Below are 20809 nucleotides of genomic sequence, written 5' to 3'. Positions count from 1 at the left end.
AGGCATGGGCGTAAGCCGCACACTGTTACTGTTGTTATGTCTCGGGGCGTTGCTCGGTGTTCGCGTGGCCGAGTCGGCGCCGTTGCCCGGCAAGATCCGCGCGGCCAGCGAGGAGTGGGCCGACTACACCCAGGCGGATGGCCAGGGCATGGCCTGGGATATCCTGCGCGAGGTGTTCGAACCCGAAGGCGTCAAGCTGGAAACCCGCAGCGTGCCTTACACCCGTTCGATCGGCCTGGTGCAGCGTGGCGAAGTCGATGTGCAGGTCGGTGCCTATCGCGACGAATCCGAGGGGGTGCTCTACCCCAATTGGCACTACGACGTCGATCACATCTATGCGTTGGGCCTGGCGTCAAAGCCCTCTCCCACGTTGGCCACGGTGGGTAATTACCGGCTGGTGTGGATGCGCGGGTACGAATACAACAATTACCTGCCGAACATCCGGCGCTTCAATGAAATCCACCGCTCCGTGGGGATCCTGCCGATGCTGATCCACGACCGTGCCGATTTTTATATCGATGCGTTGATGGAAATCCAGGATGTACTCGCCAAGGCCGACGACCCCCAGCAGTTCAAGCTCTCTGCGCTGATCAACCTGCCGCTGTACCTGGGCTTTGCCGACACCGAAAACGGACGTGCCTTGCGTGCACTGTTCGACCGGCGCATGGACGTGCTGGTGAAAAGCGGCCAATTGAAGCCGATTTTCGAACGTTGGAAGCAGCCCTATCCCTTCGACGAGAGTGGCAAGCCACCAAAGCCGTGATCAAACTTTTCGATGGTAATGGTTGATAATTCAGCCTAAGCGTCTGTCGGATCGTGCTGTTACAATGCCCGCCTCTGCGAATCTCCAGTACTAGATCAGGAGCACACCGGTGCCTGTCGTTTTTGTTGCCGCTTCCAAGCTGCCAACACCCTTTGCGCAATTCACCATGCATGGTTTTCTCGATGAAGCCACCGGCCGCGAGCACGTCGTGCTCAGCCTGGGTGATTTCGCCGACGGCGCTCCGGTACTCGGTCGCCTGCACTCCGAATGCCTGACGGGCGATGCCTTGTTCAGCCAGCGCTGCGACTGCGGCTCGCAACTCGAAGCGGCCCTGCAGGCCATTGCTCGCGAGGGCCGTGGCGTACTGCTGTACCTGCGCCAGGAAGGCCGCGGCATCGGCCTGTTGAACAAGATCCGTGCCTACGAGCTGCAAGACGGCGGCGCCGATACTGTCGAAGCCAACGAGCGCCTCGGGTTTGCCGCCGACTTGCGTGACTACAGCATCTGCCAGCCGATGCTCGAACACCTGGGCATCAAGTCCTTGCGACTGATGACCAACAACCCGCGCAAGGTCAAGGCATTGACCGACATGGGCGTAGTGGTTGCGGAGCGCGTGCCGCTGCATACCGGGCACAACCCGCACAACAAGCTTTACCTGGCAACCAAGGCCAGCAAGCTCGACCACATGATGGGCAATGAGCACCAGGGCGAGGTCGACCGGGCGTGACGCGTGGTCAGGTTCGGCGGCGGCTGGCCGTCAGTTGGTGGCAATACCTGGCGCTGGCGTTGCTGCCGCTGTTCGTGATCAACGCGGTGTTTGGTCAGGGCGAAGGGATTCTGCCGGTATTGGCGATGCCGTTGTTTATCGCCGGCGTGGCGTCGATGTTTGTCAGCCTGCGATTTTTCGGCGGTTATAAAAACGCACTGATCGCCACGCAGAAATTCCTCGATACACCGGAAGAACCCCAAGCCTGGATCACTCTCGCGGCTCGGCGTCGCGCAGCGTTTCTGGCGGCAGGCCTACCGGCGTGGATTGGCGCGCTGGCGGTGTTTGTCGGGTTGGAAGCGGTACCGCTGATGCTGCTGGCGTTATCCACTGCGGTGCTGTTCTATTTGTATCGCATCCCACGCCAGCTCGGCTGATGCGTCTCTGGCTGGCGGTTCTGTTGCTAGCCGCCAGCGCTTCGACGGCGGCGGCCAATCGTGTCGTCAGCCTGGCGCCGTCGCTCTCTGAAATCGTCGTTGAACTGGACTCCGCCGACCTGCTGGTGGGTGTGCTGGACGGTGGCGATCGTCCTCCGGTCCTGAAGGACCTGCCGTCGGTGGGGCGTTATGGCCAACTGGATATGGAGCGCTTGCTCAGCCTCAAGCCTGACCTGCTCCTGCTCTGGCCCGGCAGTATCGGCCCGGCCCAGCGCGAACAGCTCAAGGGCCTGGGCATCCCGATTTATATCGCCGAGTCCCACAGCCTCGACCAGCTCCTCCACCAAATCGAAGACATCGCCGCCCAGCTCGGCCGCCCGGAGCGGGGCGTGCAACGGGCGGCGCAATTGCGTGAGCGTCTTGAGGCATTACGCCAGCGCTATCGACGGGACGCGCCGTTGCCGGTGTTCTATCAGGTCTGGGATCGGCCGCTGTACACCGTGGGCGGCCGACAGATCATCAGTGATGCGTTGTCAGTGTGCGGCGCGCGCAACGTCTTTGCAGACCTGGACCTGCCGGCGCCGCAGGTGAGCGTGGAGTCGGTATTGCAGCGCCAACCGCAGGTGATCCTGGCTACGGAGCAGGCGCAGCTTGACGCCTGGAAAGCCTGGCCGGTGGCGCAGGGGCGGTTGTTACTGGTCAAGGACAAAGGCCTGGAGCGGGCCAGCGGGCAGATGATCGAGGCGACGGCGCGGTTGTGTGAGTTGATTGCGCCAGACCGGTAGACCGCGGGGCGTCTTTCGCGAGCAGGCTCGCTCCCACAGGGGCGTGGCGTATTCACCGCAATCCACTGTGGGAGCGAGCCTGCTCGCGAAGAGGCCGATTTAATCCCTAGAGATTCCGGATCAGAGGAAAGGCGTCCAGGTCACCCCAAACAACCACGCCCGCCCTTCCTCCCGATACCCATACTGTCCCCCGTCATGGCTATACAGCGCCCGGCTGTAATTCTGGTCCAGCAGGTTATCGACCTTCATCTCCAGCTTCACTTCCCGGCTCAACGCCCAACTGCCGCGCACTCCGAGCAGCGCATCGCCGCCCAGGGCGTTGCGGTTGTTTTCATCGTCGTAACTGCTGCTCACCGCTTGCCAGCTCGCGCCGAGGCCGAGGCGGTCGAATTGCCGGTCCAGGTCCAGGCTCAACGTGCGGCGGGCGCGGCGTGCCAGGGTGTGGCCGCTGTCGCGGTCGCGCGGGTCGATGATCGCCAGGCCGAGGTTGCCCTGCCAGCCGAACAGTTCCTGCCGGTAGGCCATTTCGAAACCGTTGATCCGCGCCGAAGCGACGTTCTGCGGGCGTGAGTTACTGCCGAAGATGATCGCGTCTTCCAGGTTCGTGCGGTACAGGGACGCTTCCAGGCGAGCGCTGTCGCTCAGTTGGCTGCGCCATTGCAATTCGTAGCTTCTGGCCGTCTCGGGTTTCAGGTCCGGGTTGCTGAAGTCCGGGTAGTAAAGATCGTTGAAGGTCGGCGCGCGGAAGCTTTCGCTGTAGGTCAGCAACACGTCGTTGGTCGGGTTGACCGGCAGGGTAAGGGTGCCGCTCCAGCTGTTCTGGCCGCCAAACTGCTGGTTCTGATCGAGGCGCAGGCCCAGCTCGGTCGAGAACGTTTCGGCCTGGAAGCGGTGCTGGATGAATGCCGCACGATTCCAGCGGCTGCCTTCGTCGAACGGTGTGCTGCTGTTGACGCGGTCCTGATACCAGTCGCCGCCGAGGATCAGGCTGTTGCGTTCGTCCAGGGTCACGTCGTTCTGCCAGGTCAGCGAGTCGCGGTAAGTGTTAAACACCTCCCGGACATCGCTGAGCTTGTCGAACGTTTTTTCCCGGTTCTCGCTGTGGCCCAGCTCGAGGCGGGATTTCCACGCGTCGTTGATCCGCCCGTCGACGTAACCGCTGAAGCTGCTGACCGCAAATTCACTGTAGGGCTGTTGGGGCAGCGACTCGAAAGTGTTGGAGTCGAAGCGGCCGAACGGGTTGTCGTATTCGCTTTTGCCGCGGTTATCCAGCAGGTTCAGGCCGACTTCCAGGTCGTCGCTGGCTGCATGGCTCAGGCTGAGACTGAAGGACTGGTTGCGGTTGGCATCGGCGTCGCGGTCGCTGGCGTAGGACTCATGGGTCCGATTGCTCCCCTCGCTTTCGTCGAGGCTGGCGCCCAGGTTGAAACGGGTCTGCTCGTCGCCACCGGACAGACCGAGGCTGCGCTCCCAGGTCTGATGATTGCCGACGCCCATATGCAGGCGTGGCTGCAGGCCTTGTTGGGCGCCGCGACGGGTAAAAATCTGAATGACCCCGCCCACCGCATCGGCGCCGTAGATCACCGAGCGCGAACCGCGCAGCACTTCCACCCGTTCGATCTGGTTGATGTTCAAGCGTTGCAGATTGCTGTCGCCGGAGGTCGCGTTGCCGATGCGCTGGCCGTCCACCAGCACCAGGCTCTGGGCCGACTTGGTGCCGCGAATGTAGATTCCCGGCAGGCTGCCGCGCCCGCCCAACGGTGCCACCTGTACGCCGGGCACGCGGCTGAGCAGGTCGGTGACAGTGGCCGGTTGCAGGCGTTCGATGTCGTCGCGGGTGAAGATTGTGTTGGCGGCGCTGCTGTCATTGCGCGCCTCGACCTGGCGATTGGCGCTGATCAGGATGTCAGGCAGCTTGAGGGCCTGGTCGCGTTCGAAGGTCTCGGCGAGCAGGTCGGCGGCGGGTAGCAGAGAGAGGGCGAGGGCGAGGCGGAGTTTCATGGGTGTTCCGTTATGACTGGGTCCACATAAAACCAATGTGGGAGCGAGCTTGCTCGCGATAGCGGAGTGTCAGTCAACTAATGCTCGGCTGATACACCGCTATCGCGAGCAAGCTCGCTCCCACAGGGGCTTGTGTTGGCTGTACTTACAAGCCCAGCAACTGCAACCGCAGCCGCACCGCCGCTTCGATCCCCACCTCGTCCAGCCCGCATTCGGCGAGCATCTGCGCCGGCTTGGCGTGCTCGACGTAGATGTCCGGCAACCCCAGGTGCAGCACTGACTTGAGGATGTTTTCCCGGGCCAGGAACTCGCTGACCGCCGCGCCAGCGCCGCCCATGATGGCGTTTTCCTCGATGGTCACCAGCAGTTCGTGGCTGCCGGCCATCTCGCGCACCAGGGCTTCGTCCAGCGGTTTGACGAAACGCATGTCCACCACGGTGGCGTCGAGTTTTTCGGCGACCTTCAAGGCTTCCGCCAGCTGTACACCAAACACCAGCAGGGCGGTTTGCTTGCCGTGGCGGCGGATCACGCCCTTGCCGATCTCGATCGGCTCCAGGTCGCTTTCGATCGTTGCATTCGGGCCGGTGCCACGCGGGTAGCGCACCGCCGCCGGACCGTTGAACAGGTGGCCGGTGGTGAGCATCTTGCGCAATTCATTCTCATCGCTCGGCGTCATCACCAGCATGCCGGGGATACAGCGCAGGTAGGACAGGTCGAAGCTGCCGGCATGGGTCGGACCGTCTTCGCCCACCAGGCCCGCGCGGTCGATGGCGAACAGCACGTCGAGGTTCTGCACGGCGACGTCATGCACCAGTTGGTCATAGCCGCGTTGCAGGAACGTCGAATAGATCGCCACCACCGGTTTGGCGCCTTCGCAGGCCATGCCGGCGGCGAGCGTAACGGCATGCTGTTCGGCAATTGCCACGTCGAAATAACGCTGCGGGTAACGTTCGCTGAACGCCACCAGGTCCGAACCTTCCTTCATCGCCGGGGTAATGCCCACCAGGCGCGGGTCGGCATCGGCCATGTCGCACAGCCATTGGCCGAACACGCCGGAATACTTCGGTCCGCCGGCCTTTTTCGGCGCGGCGGCGGGGGCATCCAGGGGTTCGAGCTTGGTGATCGCGTGATAGCCGATCGGGTCGACTTCCGCCGGAGCGAAGCCTTTGCCTTTCTTGGTGACCACGTGCAGGAACTGCGGGCCCTTGAGATCGCGCATGTTGCGCAGGGTGGCGATCAGCGTCGGCAGATCGTGGCCGTCGATGGGGCCGATGTAGTTCCAGCCCAGCTCTTCGAACAGCGTGCCGGGGACCAGCATGCCCTTGGCATATTCTTCGGTACGGCGGGCGATTTCCCAGGCGCCGGGCAGGCGCGACAAGACCTTCTTGCTGCCTTCACGCATGCTCGCATAGGTGCGGCTGGAGAGGATCTTCGCCAGGTAGTTGGACAAGCCGCCGACATTGCGCGAGATCGACATGTCGTTGTCGTTGAGGATCACCAGCATGTTGGCGTCGACTTCAGGGGCGTGGTTCAGCGCCTCGAAGGCCATGCCCGCCGTCAACGCACCATCGCCGATCACGGCGATCGCCTTGCGTTCGCTGTTCTGCAGGCGGGCGGCAATGGCCATGCCAAGGGCAGCGCTGATGGAGGTGCTGGAATGACCGACGCCAAAGGTGTCGTACTCGCTCTCGGAACGGCGCGGAAAAGCCGCGATGCCGTCCTTCTGGCGCAGCGTGCCCATGCGGTCGCGGCGGCCGGTGAGGATTTTATGCGGGTAGGCCTGATGGCCAACGTCCCACACCAGGCGATCGTCCGGAGTGTCGAAGACGTAATGCAGGGCGATGGTCAGCTCGATGACGCCCAGGCCAGCGCCGAAATGCCCACCGGTCTGGCCGACCGTGTAGAGCAATTCCAGGCGCAACTCATCGGCCAGGGTTTCCAGCTCGGCTTCACCCAGCCGACGCAGGCCGTCCGGCGTGTTGGCGCGGTCCAGCAAGGGCGTGGACGGGCGTGTGCGGGGAATCTCTTGGAACGTCGTGGGCATCAGGCGAATCGTTATAGGTATAAAAGAGGCGGCAGTTTACCTTATGCATCGCAAGCTGCCCACGCGTTGGCCGGAACTTGGCCGATACGCACATGTAATTGGGTTGACCGTGTATCAGCTGCGTCGTTCGACGATATAACGCGCCAGCTCGCGCAACGGTTCGGCGGCCGCGTCAAAGGGTCGCAGCGCGTCCAGGGCCTGGTCGCGCAGCTCCAGCGCGTAGGCCTTGGCGGCCTCGAGTCCGAGCAGGGCCGGGTAGGTCGGCTTGTCACGGGCGATGTCGGCGCCCTGGCGTTTGCCGAGGGTCTGGGTATCGCTTTCGACGTCAAGGATGTCGTCCTGCACCTGGAAGGCCAGGCCGATGGCCCGCGCGTAGGTCTGCAAGGCCTGCAGCTGTTCAGGCGTGGCCCGGCCGCTGGCCAGGGCGCCGAGCCGGACGCTGGCTTCGATCAGCGCGCCGGTCTTGTGCCGATGCATGTATTCCAGGGCGTCCTGGTCGAGTTTCAAGCCCACCGAACCGAGGTCGATGGCCTGGCCGCCGACCATGCCAGCCGGGCCTGCCGCTTGTGCCAGGGCGCTGACCATGTCCAGGCGAACCTCTGCCGGGCAATTGCTCAGGGCCGGGTCCAGCAGGGCGCTGAAAGCCAGGCTTTGCAAACCGTCGCCCGCGAGGATTGCGCAGGCTTCGTCGAATTTCTTGTGCGTGGTCGGCTGGCCGCGACGCAGGTCGTCATCGTCCATGGCCGGCAAGTCGTCGTGCACCAGCGAATAGGCGTGGATCAGTTCCACCGCGCAGGCCGCGCCGTTGGCCTGCTCGGCAGCGCCACCAAGGGCTTCGCACGCGGCATAGGCGAGCAACGGACGCACGCGCTTGCCGCCGTTCATCACGCTATAGCGCATGGCTTCGTAGAGCCGCGCCAGTTCAGGGCTCGGGGCGGCGAACAAACTGTCCAGCGCGGCATTGACCCGGGCCTGACTGCTGGCCTGATACGCGCCGATCATTCAGGCTGTTCCGCGTCGAACGGTTCTTCGGTCAGCTCGCCGTCGCGTTCCAGCAGCAGTTGCACTTTCTGCTCGGCCTGGGCCAGCGCCGCCTGGCAGTCGCGAGTCAAGCCGATACCCTGCTCGAAAGCGGTCAGCGAGTCTTCCAGCGACAGTTCGCCGTTCTCCAGGCGTTCGACCAGCGCTTGCAGGTCGGCCAGAGATTGTTCGAAATCCAGTGCAGCTTTCTTGCGGGCCATGGCGGCTATTCCGGTTGACTGTTAAACCGGCGCGACACTAGCAGACATGGGGGTTTGGGGCAAATCAGGGTCGGGTTTATCGCGGCGCAACGGGTGAGCTGAGACAGACGGCTTTTGTGGCGAGGGAGCTTGCTCCCGCTGGGCTGCGAAGCAGGCCCAACGCTGCGCAGGCTTACCCAGATTGCGACTGCTGCGCAGTCGAGCGGGAGCAAGCTCCCTCGCCACGGGGTATTCAGTCAGCGGGATAATTGATGCGATAACGGGTGCTGCGTCCCCCGCCGGGCATCCGCTCCAGGCAGCCCTTCTCCAACAGCTCCGTCAGGTGTCGCGTGGCCGTTGCCTTGGAGACCTTGGCCACGGCTTGGTACTGAGCTGCGCTGATGCCCTGCTCGAACCCCTTTTCACCACCGTCGAGCAATCGGTTCAGCACTTTGATCTGTTCCGGTGAGAGCGCCGAATCGCGATGGACTTGCCAGAAACGCGTCTTGCCCAGAACACTTTCGATATTGGTCATTGCCTTCTGCAGGCTGTGCAAAAGCGTTTGCAGGAACCAGGTCAACCAGTCGGTGATATCCAGCGTGGCTTTCTGGCTGTTTTCCAGGATTCGGTAATAGCCGGCGCGGTCGTCCAGGATGCTTACGGACATCGCGTAGAAACGGATCGCCTGGGCCTCGCCCTGGGCCAGTGCCAGGTCGGTCAAGGTGCGGGTCAAGCGACCATTGCCATCATCGAATGGGTGCAGAGTGACAAACCAGAAATGAGCGATGCCGGCTCGCAGCAATGGGTCGAGATCGATCTGTTGACGACTTGCCTCGAACCAATCGACAAACCTTTGCAATTGCTGTTCAAGGCCTTGGCGAGGCGGTGTCTCGAAGTGAACGGTAGGGCGGTCCAACCGGCCCGAAACCACTTGCATCGGTTCATCACCGCGTAGCGCGCCGACGCGGATCCGCCGATGAGCCAGGTTGCTGGTTTGATCAGGAAACAACCACTCATGCCAATCCAGCAAGCGCTCGACAGTCAGGGGCTGATTGAAATGCCGGGTCGCATCCAGCAGCAGGTTTGCCAAGCCCTCGCTACGCGGGCTGGCCGGATTGTCGTCTACGGGTTCCAGGCCCAGACGGCGAGCCAGGGACGAGCGCACCGAGCCGACATTCAGTTGTTCTCCTTCGATAGCCGAGGAGGTCACGATGTTCTGCAGCAAGGCGTCCAACTCGTTTTGAGCGCTGAGCGAAGCCGTGACCGCGCCCGTCATGCCAAGCAGTTGGCCTTGGGCCTGCACGCATTCCCTTAGCGCCGGCGCCAATGCTTCAGCTTGCCAGTGAAAGTCGGGCCATTCGGCCTGCTGCCAGATCCAATAAGCTGCCATGAGTCTGTCCGAAAGTGAGTGAGCCGAATAATAGCGCTATTCGGCTCATTTAGTGAGCCGAATAAAATCCCTATTCGGCTCACGCTATTCTCAGTCCGTGATTTCGCACACAGAATCGCGCGTTCCCCGATTGTGAAAAATCCGTCAAATGGCTACTCTTCGCGCCATCTACGGCCCCTTGTAACGGGGCCTTCAGACGTAACCCGAATAATGACAAACAGCGCCCGGGGAAGGGCGCCGGGTTGCGTTGTGCATGGCAGGAGGCATACGTGCGTTTTCTTTTTTTATCGATCGTGCTGCTCGGTGCGCCGTTGGCGTGGGCCGGGCCTTCGGCCGAGTTGTCGGAGCCGGTCGGTGGCTGGCGTTATAGCGGCTTGCTCGATCGCACGGAAAACCCTCAGGTCGCCTATCCGACACCGCCCATTGACCGAGGCATCCAGCGCAATCGCACGATGATCGAAGGTCGGATCATGGACATGGGCACAGCGCGCCAGCCCCACAGCCTGGCAGTCAACGGCAACCCGTTGAATCTCTATACTGACGACGAGGGGCGTTTTGCCCGGCCGTATGCCTTTGGCGCCGGCTCCAACAGCGTCGAGGTGCGCAGCTCCGAAGGCCAGTCCCTCAAGCGCGTGCAATTTTATGAAGCCAACAACCTGCGCACCCCGGCGCAAATTCGCGTGGTGCTGGGCTGGGACGACCCCAAGGCCGAACTCGACCTGCATATCGTCACACCTGATGGCCAGCATGCGTTCTTCGGCCAGCCGGCGCTGAGCAATGGCGGCGGCCTCGACCCGGACGGCGTCGATGGCCCCGGCCCCGAGATGTTCACCATGACCGCGCCGATGCATGGTACCTACCTGGTCTACGTGAACTATTGGGGCAACTACGGCAGCGGCGGCTACAACTTCGATGAAACGAGCAACCAGAACGAGGTGATCACCTCGCAGATCAACCTGGTGCTCAACGAAAACACCGTCGATGAAAAACGCGAGACCTTTGTCGTGCCCCTGCGCGCCATTGGCGATCTGTTGCTGGTCAAGACTTTCAACTACTAAGTATCCGCTCCACGGATGAACAGGCCCTTGTGAATATGAGCGACAACACTGCTTCCCCGACCACGCCGACCCCTGTCGCCAAACCAGTGCGCCGCTGGCCGGCGATACTGATCGGGCTATGCCTGGTGACCGGCGTGGCCGCCGGGTTGGGCTGGTTCATGACCAAGCCCAAGGCGCCGCCCATGGAGCTGGCGTTGGAAAAGCTCGGCGTGAGCCGTCCCGACGGTCTGCTCGAGGCGCACTCCTTGAGCCAGTTGCCCAAGGACCTGCTGGCCGTGCCGTTCCTCAAAGCCACGCTCACCGAGGATTTCGTCTTCTATTACGAAGCCCACGCCGACCGCCTCGGCCTGATCGGCAGCCTGCGCCGGATCATCTACGAGCATGACCTCAAGCTGCAGGACAGCCTGATCGAGCAGCTTTTCGACCAGCCAGCCGACGTCGCGCTGTGGCGCGGTGCGGACGGCCGACTCAAGGATTTCCTGCTGGTGATGGACCGTGGCGGATTGGCGAAGGTGCTGGAGCCGTTGGCGAAAGTCGCCCTGGACGACACCCAGTTGAGCAAGCTCGGCGACCTGAAGGTGGGCGGCGATGAAGTCGCGCTCTATCAACTGAGTTATAACGCCAGCAAATCCCTGGTTTTCGCGTCCCATGGCGACAAGCTGGTGGTGCTGTCCAACCCGACCAAACTCTACGACCAGGGCAGTGGCCCTACCGACGAACCGGGCATGATCTCGACCCAGGCCCTCGAAGCATTGCTGGCCGGTGAGAAACTCTTTCCGGAAGCCTTCGGCCTGCCGCCCAAGGCGCCGCAGATCAAGCAGCGCATCTCGGTCAACGCCAGCGTGCTCGCCATGGGTTACCAGCGTTTCATTCCGAACTTCGCCGGCTTGCGTTTCGACATGGACGACAAGGGCTGGCACAGCTTCCTGGCCATGGACGAATTGGAGAACCAGCGGGACTTCGATTTCAAGCCCATCTGGCAAGCCATGCCGATGGGCGCCAGCGCCTGCGTGGCCTTGCCCCTGGCCGCCGAGCAGCAGAAGCCCCTGCTGGTAAAACTCGGTGCCGACGAAAAAGCCGCCCAGGCCATGGTTGATCACGTGGCGGGTGCGGCGGGCCTGTGCTGGTACGCCGAGTCGCGCCTGTACACCCCGCTGCTGGTGGCAAGCCTGAACGAAGACGACGGCAAGCTCGACGCCGACCTGGGCAAGCTGTTCGGTTCGATGGTGGGCGCCTATGAAAACAATGTCGCCGAACATGCGTTCCCGGTTGTAGAGAAGCAGCAAGGTGCGATGCACCAATGGCAACGCCAGGTCAGCTCCAACTTCGGCCCCTACCTGGCCAAGGACGCTGAGCAGCCCGAGTCGATCACCGGCAAGGCGTTCATGCGGGTCAGCCTGGCGCGCCACGGTTCGACCCTGCTGTTCTCCCTTGACGACAAACTGGTCGACAAGGCCCTCGGCACCCTCGACAAACGCTTCCCGCCCATGGCCGATATAGTGCCCAAGGACCAATTGATGCCGGTCTACTTTGGCCCCGACTCCATGGCGCAACTGATGCAGCGCGAAACCCTCGACAGCCTGCCACAGGACATGGAACCGGTGTTCTATAACGCCGCGCAAACCTACCTGATTCCGAAACTGCGCACCCTCGGCGGCTACGGCAAATACGCCCTGACCTTGCCTGCAGGCAGCGAGCCGGACGGCCATTGGCAATGGTTGCCGCTGGAATGGAAAGCGCTGTGACAGGACTGATCCGCATTCCCGGATTGGCGCTGCTGCTGGCATTGCTGCTCGGCACGCGGGCGTTCGCCGACGAGGCGCCGCCGCTGGATGCGCAACAATCCCAGGTCTTTCGGGCCTGGTTCGTGCGCATCGCCCAGGAGCAACTGAGCAAAGGCCCGAGCCCGCGTTGGTACCAGCAGGACTGCGCCGGACTGGTGCGCTTCGCTGCCAACGAAGCGCTGAAAGTCCATGACCAGAAATGGTTGCGCAGCAATGGCCTGTCCAACCGCTACCTGCCGCCGGAGCTGCCGCTGAGCGATGCGCAACGGCGCCTCGCCCAGCAATGGCAACAGGGCGGCGGCAAGGTCGGGCCCTATGTCAACGCGATCAAGCTGATCCAGTTCAACAGCCGTCTGGTGGGCCGCGATGTCACCCAGGCCCGGCCCGGCGACCTGATGTTCTTCGACCAGGGCGACGACCAGCACCTGATGATCTGGATGGGCCGCTACATCGCCTATCACACCGGCACTACCACCCCCACTGACAACGGCATGCGTTCCGCAAGCCTGCAACAACTCATGAACTGGAAGGACACCCGATGGATACCCGACGCAGCCAACCCCAACTTCATCGGCGTCTATCGACTCAACTTTCTCACCCAATGACCGGTGCCCGCATGCTGCGCTTGTGTTCAAAACTGCCCCTGCTGTTTGCTCTGTTGCTGGCACCTCTCGTTAACGCCGAAGACACGGTGGAGCCCAGCGGCTACACGCCGGTGTCCGGTGAAAGCTTCTTCCTGCTGGCCGACAGCAGTTTCGCCAGCGACGAGCAGGCGATGGTCCGTCTCGAAGCGCCGGGTCGCGACTACCGCCGGTTCCGCATGGAGCCCTACGGCGGCGCCGATATCCGCGTCTATCGCATCGAAAAGCCACTGGAGTTCCTCAAGCGCCAGAAGAACCTGCATCGCGTGGTCAGCGACGGCCAGTTCAAGGGCGAAGGCTTGTCCAATACCCTCGCGTACCTGTGGGACAACTGGTATCGCAAGTCCCGCCGGGTGATGCAGCGGGCGTTCTCCTACGAGTCCCGCCAGCAAGTCACTGAAGAAGTGCCGGAGCTGAAGGTCGGCAATGCCCTGATCGCGCCGACCCCGTACGACGCTCCAGCGCAATTCGCCTTGATCCCCGGCTTGCCGGTGGTCAGCCAGTTCCGCTATCCGCTGTGGCAGGCCAAACCGATCCAGCCACCGGCCGGCGTCGACCTGGCCGGTTCGTCCAGCGATTTTGTCAGCGTCGCGCCGGGCAATGTCTACGTGCCGCTGGGCCAGTTGAAGCCGGGCCTGTACCTGGTGGAAGCGCTGATCGGCAAGTACCGGGCGACGACGATGGTCTTTGTCTCCAACACCGTGGCCGTGAGCAAGATTGCCGGCGACGAATTGCTGGTCTGGGCCGCACGCAAGCATGAAGGGCGCTCGGTGCCCAAGGTCAACGTGCTGTGGACCGACGGCCTGGGTGTGATGAGCAGCGGTGCCACCGATGAAGACGGCCTGCTGCGCCTCAAGCACGTCAGCCCGGAGCGTTCGTTCGTCATTGGCGAGGACGAAGAGGGCGGGGTGTTCGTCTCGGAAAACTTCTACTACGACAGCGAAATCTACGACACCAAGCTCTACGCCTTCACCGACCGGCCGCTGTACCGGCCGGGGGATTGGGTGTCACTGAAGATCGTTGGCCGGGAGTTCAAGAACGCCCGTGACTCGGTGCAACCGACCGCCGCCGACGTCAACGTCACAGTGCTGGACGCGACCGGCACCGCGTTGCAAACCCTGGCCTTGAAGCTCGACTCCAAGGCCGGCACCCAGGGCCGTTTCCAATTGCCGGAAAATGCCGTGGCCGGTGGTTATGAGTTGCGCTTCAGCTACAAGGATCAGCTCTACAGCAGCGCCTTTCGCGTGGCTGAATACGTCAAGCCGCATTTCGAAATCGCCCTGAACCTCGCCAAGCAGGATTACCGCACCGGCGAGCCGGTCAAGGGCAATCTGGTGTTGCTGTACCCGGACGGCAAGCCCGTGGCGGACGCCAAGGTCAGCCTGAGTCTGCGCGCCCAGCAACTGTCGATGGTGGATAACGAGCTGCAATACCTGGGGCAATTCCCGGTGGAGCTGACCAGCAGCGAAGTGACCACCGACGCCAAGGGCAACGCCGTCCTCGACCTGCCGGCCGCCGACAAGCCAAGCCGCTACACACTTACCGTATTCGCCAGCGATGGCGCGGCCTATCGGGTCAAGACCAGCAAGGAAATCCTCATCGACCGTGGCGCGGCGAATTTCCGCCTGAGCGCTCCCCAGCGGTTCAGCACCGTCGGCCAGAAAGTGTCGTTCAGCTACGCCAACGAAGGCGGCAACGAGCAGGCCAAGGCCGTGACACCGGGCAGCTACGCCTGGGTACGCCTGGAAGACCAGAGCACCGGTGAAGGCAAGCTGGCGGCCAAGGACAAGGGTTTCAGCCTGACCTTCGAGCGTCCTGGCACCTACAACCTGACGCTCAAGGACGACCACGGCCGGGTCATTGGCGCCGCCGCGCATGCGGTAACCGGTGAAGGTATCAAGGCCGTGCCGGGCACGGTCGAGATCGTCTTCGACAAGCCTGAATACAAGACCGGTGACGAAGCCCTGGCCTTGATCACTTTCCCGGAACCGGTCAGCGACGCGCTGCTGTCCCTGGAGCGGGACAAGGTCGAGGCTACCGCGCTGCTGACCAAGGGCGCCGACTGGCTGAAGATGGAAAAGCTCAGCGACACCCAATACCGCGCGCGCATTGCCGTGAAAGACAACTTTGCGCCGAACCTGACCTTCTCGGTGCTGTACACCAAGGGCGGCCAGTACAGCTTCCAGAACGCCGGGATCAAGGTGGTTGCGCCGCAGATCGACGTGGCCATCACCACCGATAAAGCCACGTATCGCCCGGGCGACACCGTAACCGTGGACCTGGGCACCCAGTTCGCCGGCAAGGCGATCCCGGCGCACCTGACCGTCAGCGTCGTCGATGAAATGGTCTATGCCCTGCAACCGGAAGTGGCGCCCACTATCGACCAGTTCTTCTATCACCCCCGCCGCAACAACGTGCGCACCAGCGCCAGCCTGTCGTTCATCAGCTACGACGTGGCGCTGCCGGGCAGCCCTGGCGCGCCGGGCAAGGCCAACCGCAGCGAGCGCGGCGTCAAGGTGCTGGAACGGCCGCGTCGCGAAGACGTCGACACCGCCGCATGGCAACCGGAGTTGGTCACCGACGCCAACGGCAAGGCCCGCTTTACCTTCAAGATGCCGGACTCCCTGACCCGCTGGCGCATCACCGCCAAGGCAATCGCTGACGACGGCCAGGTGGGGCAGAAGAAGCAGTTCATCGCCTCGGAAAAACCGCTGTACCTGAAGTGGAGCGGCCCGACCCGCTTCCGCGTGGGCGACAAGCCGCAACTGGGCCTGTTCGTCTTCAGCCAGTCGGAAAAACCGCTCAAGGCCGAACTGTTGATCCGCTACGCCGGCGCCGAACAGCGTGTGGTCGCGGACCTGAAAAATGGCATCAACTACGTCGCGCTGCCGACCATGGAACTGAGCAACGGCGACTTGACCGTGCAGTTGCAACTCAATGGCGAAACCCAGGACTCCCTGGCCATGCACCTCAATGCCAGCGGCAACGGTTGGCAAGTCACCCAGAGCCAGCGCCTCGACGTCATGAGTGACGCCACGCCACTGAGCCTGCCGGCCGACGCCAGTGACATTCGCCTGCGTCTGGATGACAGCCCGCAAGCGCTGTTCCGTTCGGCCCTGGACGACCTGCTGAGCTACCCGTACGGCGGCGTCGAACAGACCGCCAGCCGCTTGTTGCCGTTGAGCATTGCCTACCCGTCCCTGGCGTCGAACCCACAGATCCGTGACCGCTTGCGTTTGATCATGCAGAACAGTCGCTTGCGCCTGGTGCAAATGGCCGGCCCGTCGGCGAGCTTCACCTGGTGGGGCCAGGATGGCGAGCCGGATGCATTCCTCACCGCCTACGCCTATTACGCCGACTGGCACGCCAGCAAGGCGCTGGACCTGAACCTGCCGCCGGAACACTGGCAGCGAGTGCTGGAGGTCTATGCCAAGCAGGCCGGTGATACGCCATTGCTGCAACGTGCCCTGATCCTGTCGTTTGCCAAACAGATGCAGCTGCCGGTGAACACCTTGGTCAGCGGTTTGATGGACGACCTGGCGAAGGCCAGCGAAGACAGCACCGAGAGCGTGCTGGACAGTGGCGAGGACAGCCTCGTCATGTACGCGCCGGATTCAGCCCTCGGCCTGGCCAGCGCCCGTGTCCTGACGGCATCGCTGGCCAAGCAGGTAAAAGTGCCAATGCCGGCGGCCTTCAGTCGCCAGGCAGACGCCGCGCAACAGCAGTTGGAACTCAGCTCCCAGCCGTTCGTCGAGGCCTTGCTGTTGTCGTTGCAGAGCTTCGATCAGGCGCGCGCCGCCGCGTTGCTGCAGCGCGTGTTGCCACAGCAATCCACGCTGGAACGTGCCCTGGCCCTGACCTGGTTGCAGCGCAGTATCGAACAGGCGCCGGCGGCCACAACCCTGGAACCGGCCGAAGGCTGGGCAGCCAAGCAGGGCGCGACCGGTGAAACCTACTGGCAGTGGCAGGGCGCGCAGCTACCAACGATGCTGACCCTGACCAGTGCCCAGGCGCGTCCGGTGCAGGCGTCATTGAGCTTCCAGAGCCAGCAAGCGCCAATTGCGCCGATGGCGGTGTCCATTACGCGTCGCCTGTCGCGCCTCGTCCCGGGCGACGAAGCGTTCACCTTCAAGCTCGAAGCCGTCGGCAACAAGCCGTTGTCCAGCGACAGCCTCTATCTGGATGAAGTGATCATCAACAGCAAGGCCTCAACGCCGCTGCGCTACGGCATGCTCGAAGTGCCGCTGCCGCCGGGCGCTGATGTGGAGCGCACCACGTGGGGCATCCAGTTGCTGGGCAAGGCCGACAGCGAACCGACGTCCCTGGAAAAGGCCCGTTTCGAACCGGGCCAGATGGCTTACGCGGTCCCGGTGGATGCCCTTAGTGGCGAACTGCGCCTGCGGCACCTGGTGCGTTTCTCCCAGAAGGGCCAGTTCACCCTGCCGCCGGTGCGTTTCACCCAGGTGTATGCGCCGCAAAACCAGGCTCGCGAACAGAAACCGGCGCTCGGTCAGGTGACGGTCAACTGACATGCGCAAGCCTTGGGGCTGGTGGCTGTTGTGCTTGATTCCTGCGCTGGCGACAGCGCAGGAGGAGCCCTTGCGCCTGGCTTTCGACGGTCAGTTGTTGCGAGTGAGCCAGACCCAGGTGCTGGATCGCCAGCCGTTGCCGGACGCGTTGACGGCACCGTTGGGCAGCCTGTGGAAGCTCTTCGTCTACGCCTGGCTGGTGGACACCGATGCCCGCGAGCCGGTCTATGAGTGTCGCGGCGAATCGAAAGAAGAAGTCTATTGCTGCAATGCCGGGCAGAGCATCGGCCGTGATCAGGCGCTGGTGAAGTCCTGCGGCTTGTACTTCGAACCGCAACGGCTCGGGCTTTCGGCGCCGGACTGGCGAGATTACTGGCAAGCGCGCCGGGCGCCGAACTGGTTGCTGGACTTGCCGACCTTGCAGCCGCAAACCCAGGTACCCGTTGCAGAACTGCTCAAGGCGCTGGCCACGTTGCCGGCCCAGGATCAGGCCCGGCGGGTATTACTCGACGTGGTGCTCGGCGCTGCGGATGGGCGATTGGTCGGTCAGTTGGGCGGTCGCCTGCGGGTCAAGACCTGGAGCTGGCTGGGTGACCGGGGCCCAGCGTCGCGCCAGGGCGGTTTCGCCGGTTGGCTGGCCGATGGCACGCCCGTCTGGGCCGGCGGCCGCGGTACCAGCCAGCAGGTGCTGAAGAAGTATGGCGATGGCTTGGCCACGGCACTGCCGTCGCGCTGGCCGGCGGAAACCGGGCGTTGCGTGGAAGTAGGCCTGTTTGCCCGTTATCCGTTGCAGCGGGTCATGGCTGGCGACCGTCCTGCCACGCCGGGTCAGCTGCGCGGCGATTACCGTGTCGAGTTCACCAATGGCAACCAATTGGATATCCACAGCGACGGCGAGCTGTTCCTGCTGCCTGGCAAGTTGGTCGCGCGACTGGATCGGGAAGAATATGTCGCCCGGGTCCTGCAACGCGAAGCCAAGGCCGAACCGGTCGAAGCGGCCAAGGCATTGGCCGTGGCGATTCGCACCTACCTGCTGCAAAACGCCGGGCGCAATGGTGATTGCCTGAGCATCGATGACAGCAGTCACCGCCAGCGCGTCGCCCCGCGTCCGGCGGCGCCTGAAACCCGCGCGATTGCCGCGTGGACCACTGATCTGGTCCTGGCCGGCACTGACGTCACTTACCACTCAGATCAACCGGGCCCGGACAAATTGTCCTGGGCCCAAGCCGTTGAACAAGCCAACGGCGGCCAACGCTACGACGCCATCCTGCTGCATGCGTATCCGCGTGCCAGCCTCAGCCGCTGGGACAATCCGGTGGCGTCCTGTGAAGCGTTGCCCGCGGCCCAGGACTGGTTGCTGAAGCAGCGCCGTGACTGGCGTCAGCGCCTGGAAAGCGAAGTGGGCTACAACGAAATCAGCGCTTTCGCGGTCTGCCGCGTCGCCTTCGGCCGGCCGTATGTCGACCGCGAGCGCCAGCGCATCTACGTACGTGGCGTGCTGTCGCTGCAAGACCGCCTCGACCTCACACACGAATACCTGCACCTGGCCTTTGAAGCTCACCCCAACGGCCAGGACGAAACCTATATCGAAGGGCTTGCCCGTCACCTCTTGCTGGAATAGACCATGACACTCCGTTATCCACAGGTCTTGTTGTTGCTCTGTGCCTTGACCGCGTTGCCACCGGCCATGGCTGCCGACCCCATCAAGCTCGACACACCCGTCGGCGGCTGGCGCAGCGGTGCGCCGGGGGGCGAGGGCGAAAGCTTCAGCCAGACCGTCAACTACCCGGCCTCGTCGGTCAATACGCCCCCGGGCCAGGCCGACACCGCGCGCATCAGCGGCCAGATCAAAGGCGCGCCCAAGGACAGCAACGCACCAGGACAATTGATCGTCAACGGCGTAAGCCTACCGCTGAAAACAGATGAAGAAGGCCGTTTCGACCGACCGTTCTCATTCCCCAATGGCAGCAACAGCGTTGAAGTGCGCAGCGCCGATGGTCAGCAGCGCCACCGCACGCAGTTCCTCAACACCACCGGCGGCGCCACCCCGGCCAAGCTACGGGTCCTGCTGACTTGGGATAGCGACGGCACCGACCTCGACCTGCACCTGGTGACGCCCGATGGCGCGCACATCTGGTACGGCGACCGCGCCGTCGCCAACGGCGCCGCGCTCGACGTTGACGTCACCACCGGCTACGGCCCGGAAATTTTCGCCATGCCCGCGCCGATCAAAGGCCAGTACCTGGTGTACGTGAATTATTACGGCGGCGGCTACCGCAGTGACGAGGATGAGGAGGGCGACGGCGAGCAGGTGGAACAGGCGCAACAGGCCCTGACCACGGCGCAGGTGACGGTGATTACTGAAGAGGGCACACCGAGCGAGAAGATGGAAACGTTCGTGGTGCCGATGCGGGCGGTCGGGGAGCTGACGTTGATCAAGAGCTTCAGCTATCCGTGAGGGACAGGAGGGGGGGCTGCTGCGCAGCCCAGCGGGAGCAAGCTCCCTCGCCACAAGGGATTCTGGGGTTGACGCCTGATTTGTGGACCCTGGGAAATCCTGTGGGAGCGAGCCTGCTCGCGAAGACGGCGGCACATTCAACATCAATGCAAGCTGACCCACCGATTCGCGAGCAGGCTCGCTCCCACAGGTGGCGTCAGTGTGTTTGTGACAAATAAAAATCTCACGCGTGAGCTATTGTGGGGTTTGGAAAGTACCTGTAGTGTCTCTCACGCGTGAGTTTTTCACAGTGGGGCCAATGCCATGCCAACCAGCTCTCCAGCAGATCCACCTGACGGCTCTGTGACCGAGTCAGTGAGCCGCACGGAAGAACGCGCCAAGCCCTCGGCGAAAAAACCGTCGAGCTTCTACATGAAGCAGATGCGCGCGGGCCTGAGTGCCGCAGGCTATGTAAAACACGAGACTTGGGTGCTTCCCGAAAATCGAGGCCTGCTCAAGCAAATGGAGAAACAGCTACGCCAACCGATTCTGGCTGGCTCATTCATGTCGGAGAATTACATGAGCGCAGGTAATAACTGGAACATCGACCGTCTCTACAGCGCCCTTCAGGCCCTGGACGAAGTGGTCGCGAACGACATCACCCTGAGCCTCGTCCAAGGCTCCGAATCCAGCATCAAGCTGGAAATGAATGACTTCGGCGGTTTGCCGATCTACATCGCCGTGGTCGGCGACCAGATCATCGTCGACACCGTCCTGGTGGATGTCGAGTCGATCAAGGATGTAGCGGCCTTCAACGACGCCGTGTTGCGCAGCCGGGAGATGTTTCCGCTGTCGTCCATCGGCATCGAGACCATGCCCAACGGCCAGGTCGTCTACAACATGTTCGGTGCGCTGAGTTCCGACTCCAGCCTGACCAACATCGTCACCGAGGTCAAAACCCTCGTTGACAATGTGCAGCGTGCCAGCGAAGCCTTCGACCGCTTCTTCAATTAA

General features: G+C 62.9%; 16 protein-coding genes. 11 read left to right on the top strand and 5 right to left on the bottom strand.

Annotated elements, in window-relative coordinates; genetic code table 11:
• Positions 1-4: 4 nt before the first annotated feature.
• From J3P97_RS24140 to J3P97_RS24125, 4 genes are all read left to right on the top strand, one after another.
• On the top strand, positions 5-763 hold the full coding sequence (locus J3P97_RS24140; RefSeq protein WP_434672919.1) for a substrate-binding periplasmic protein: 759 nt from the start codon (positions 5-7) through the stop codon (positions 761-763).
• A 109-nt stretch (positions 764-872) separates the two neighbouring features.
• Positions 873-1490 (top strand): GTP cyclohydrolase II, encoded by a 618-nt coding sequence (gene ribA, locus J3P97_RS24135; RefSeq protein WP_305498489.1) that lies wholly within the window; start codon positions 873-875, stop codon positions 1488-1490.
• Complete coding sequence (locus J3P97_RS24130) at positions 1487-1906, top strand: MFS transporter (protein WP_434672918.1); 420 nt, start codon at positions 1487-1489, stop codon at positions 1904-1906. Before ribA ends, J3P97_RS24130 begins: the two co-directional genes overlap by 4 nt.
• Complete coding sequence (locus J3P97_RS24125) at positions 1906-2691, top strand: cobalamin-binding protein (protein WP_434672917.1); 786 nt, start codon at positions 1906-1908, stop codon at positions 2689-2691. The genes J3P97_RS24130 and J3P97_RS24125 overlap by 1 nt, the downstream gene beginning before the upstream one ends.
• A 120-nt stretch (positions 2692-2811) precedes the next feature.
• Here J3P97_RS24125 and J3P97_RS24120 read toward each other — a convergent pair whose 3' ends face one another.
• From J3P97_RS24120 to J3P97_RS24100, 5 genes are all read right to left on the bottom strand, one after another.
• Complete coding sequence (locus J3P97_RS24120; protein WP_434672916.1) at positions 2812-4692, bottom strand: TonB-dependent receptor domain-containing protein; 1881 nt, start codon at positions 4690-4692, stop codon at positions 2812-2814.
• A gap of 145 nt (positions 4693-4837) precedes the next feature.
• Positions 4838-6736 (bottom strand): 1-deoxy-D-xylulose-5-phosphate synthase, encoded by a 1899-nt coding sequence (gene dxs / locus J3P97_RS24115; protein WP_434601960.1) that lies wholly within the window; start codon positions 6734-6736, stop codon positions 4838-4840.
• Positions 6737-6850: 114 nt separating this feature from the next.
• Positions 6851-7738, bottom strand: a complete 888-nt coding sequence (gene ispA, locus J3P97_RS24110; RefSeq protein ID WP_434655334.1) for a (2E,6E)-farnesyl diphosphate synthase — start codon at positions 7736-7738, stop codon at positions 6851-6853.
• The gene (locus J3P97_RS24105; RefSeq protein WP_305498501.1) at positions 7735-7977 is read right to left on the bottom strand and encodes an exodeoxyribonuclease VII small subunit; all 243 of its coding nucleotides are present in this window, start codon (positions 7975-7977) and stop codon (positions 7735-7737) included. Before J3P97_RS24105 ends, ispA begins: the two co-directional genes overlap by 4 nt.
• A 232-nt stretch (positions 7978-8209) precedes the next feature.
• On the bottom strand, positions 8210-9346 hold the full coding sequence (locus J3P97_RS24100) for a Fic family protein (protein ID WP_434672915.1): 1137 nt from the start codon (positions 9344-9346) through the stop codon (positions 8210-8212).
• Between the two features lie 269 nt (positions 9347-9615).
• Between J3P97_RS24100 and J3P97_RS24095 the strand changes: the two genes are divergently transcribed.
• The 7 genes from J3P97_RS24095 to J3P97_RS24065 all read left to right on the top strand — a co-directional run bounded on the left by J3P97_RS24095 (position 9616) and on the right by J3P97_RS24065 (position 20809).
• Positions 9616-10404 carry a YfaP family protein gene (locus J3P97_RS24095; protein WP_434672914.1) on the top strand — a complete coding sequence of 263 codons (789 nt, stop codon included), beginning with the start codon at positions 9616-9618 and terminating at the stop codon, positions 10402-10404.
• A gap of 35 nt (positions 10405-10439) precedes the next feature.
• Positions 10440-12149, top strand: a complete 1710-nt coding sequence (locus tag J3P97_RS24090; RefSeq protein WP_434672913.1) for a DUF2138 domain-containing protein — start codon at positions 10440-10442, stop codon at positions 12147-12149.
• The gene (locus J3P97_RS24085) at positions 12134-12793 is read left to right on the top strand and encodes a DUF1175 domain-containing protein (RefSeq protein WP_434672912.1); all 660 of its coding nucleotides are present in this window, start codon (positions 12134-12136) and stop codon (positions 12791-12793) included. The genes J3P97_RS24090 and J3P97_RS24085 overlap by 16 nt, the downstream gene beginning before the upstream one ends.
• Positions 12790-17358, top strand: coding sequence for an alpha-2-macroglobulin family protein (locus tag J3P97_RS24080; RefSeq protein ID WP_434674586.1), 4569 nt, complete (start codon positions 12790-12792; stop codon positions 17356-17358). Before J3P97_RS24085 ends, J3P97_RS24080 begins: the two co-directional genes overlap by 4 nt.
• 1 nt (position 17359) lies before the next feature.
• Positions 17360-18979, top strand: coding sequence for a DUF2300 domain-containing protein (locus J3P97_RS24075; protein WP_434672911.1), 1620 nt, complete (start codon positions 17360-17362; stop codon positions 18977-18979).
• A 3-nt stretch (positions 18980-18982) separates the two neighbouring features.
• The gene (locus J3P97_RS24070) at positions 18983-19816 is read left to right on the top strand and encodes a YfaP family protein (protein WP_434601950.1); all 834 of its coding nucleotides are present in this window, start codon (positions 18983-18985) and stop codon (positions 19814-19816) included.
• A gap of 411 nt (positions 19817-20227) precedes the next feature.
• Positions 20228-20809, top strand: a complete 582-nt coding sequence (locus J3P97_RS24065; RefSeq protein WP_434571551.1) for a YjfI family protein — start codon at positions 20228-20230, stop codon at positions 20807-20809.

It is taken from the genome of Pseudomonas sp. R1-15 (assembly GCF_051132085.1).
Lineage (GTDB): Bacteria > Pseudomonadota > Gammaproteobacteria > Pseudomonadales > Pseudomonadaceae > Aquipseudomonas.
Note: the sequence above shows the minus strand (reverse complement) of the source record. Positions and strands in the feature narration are given on the sequence as shown.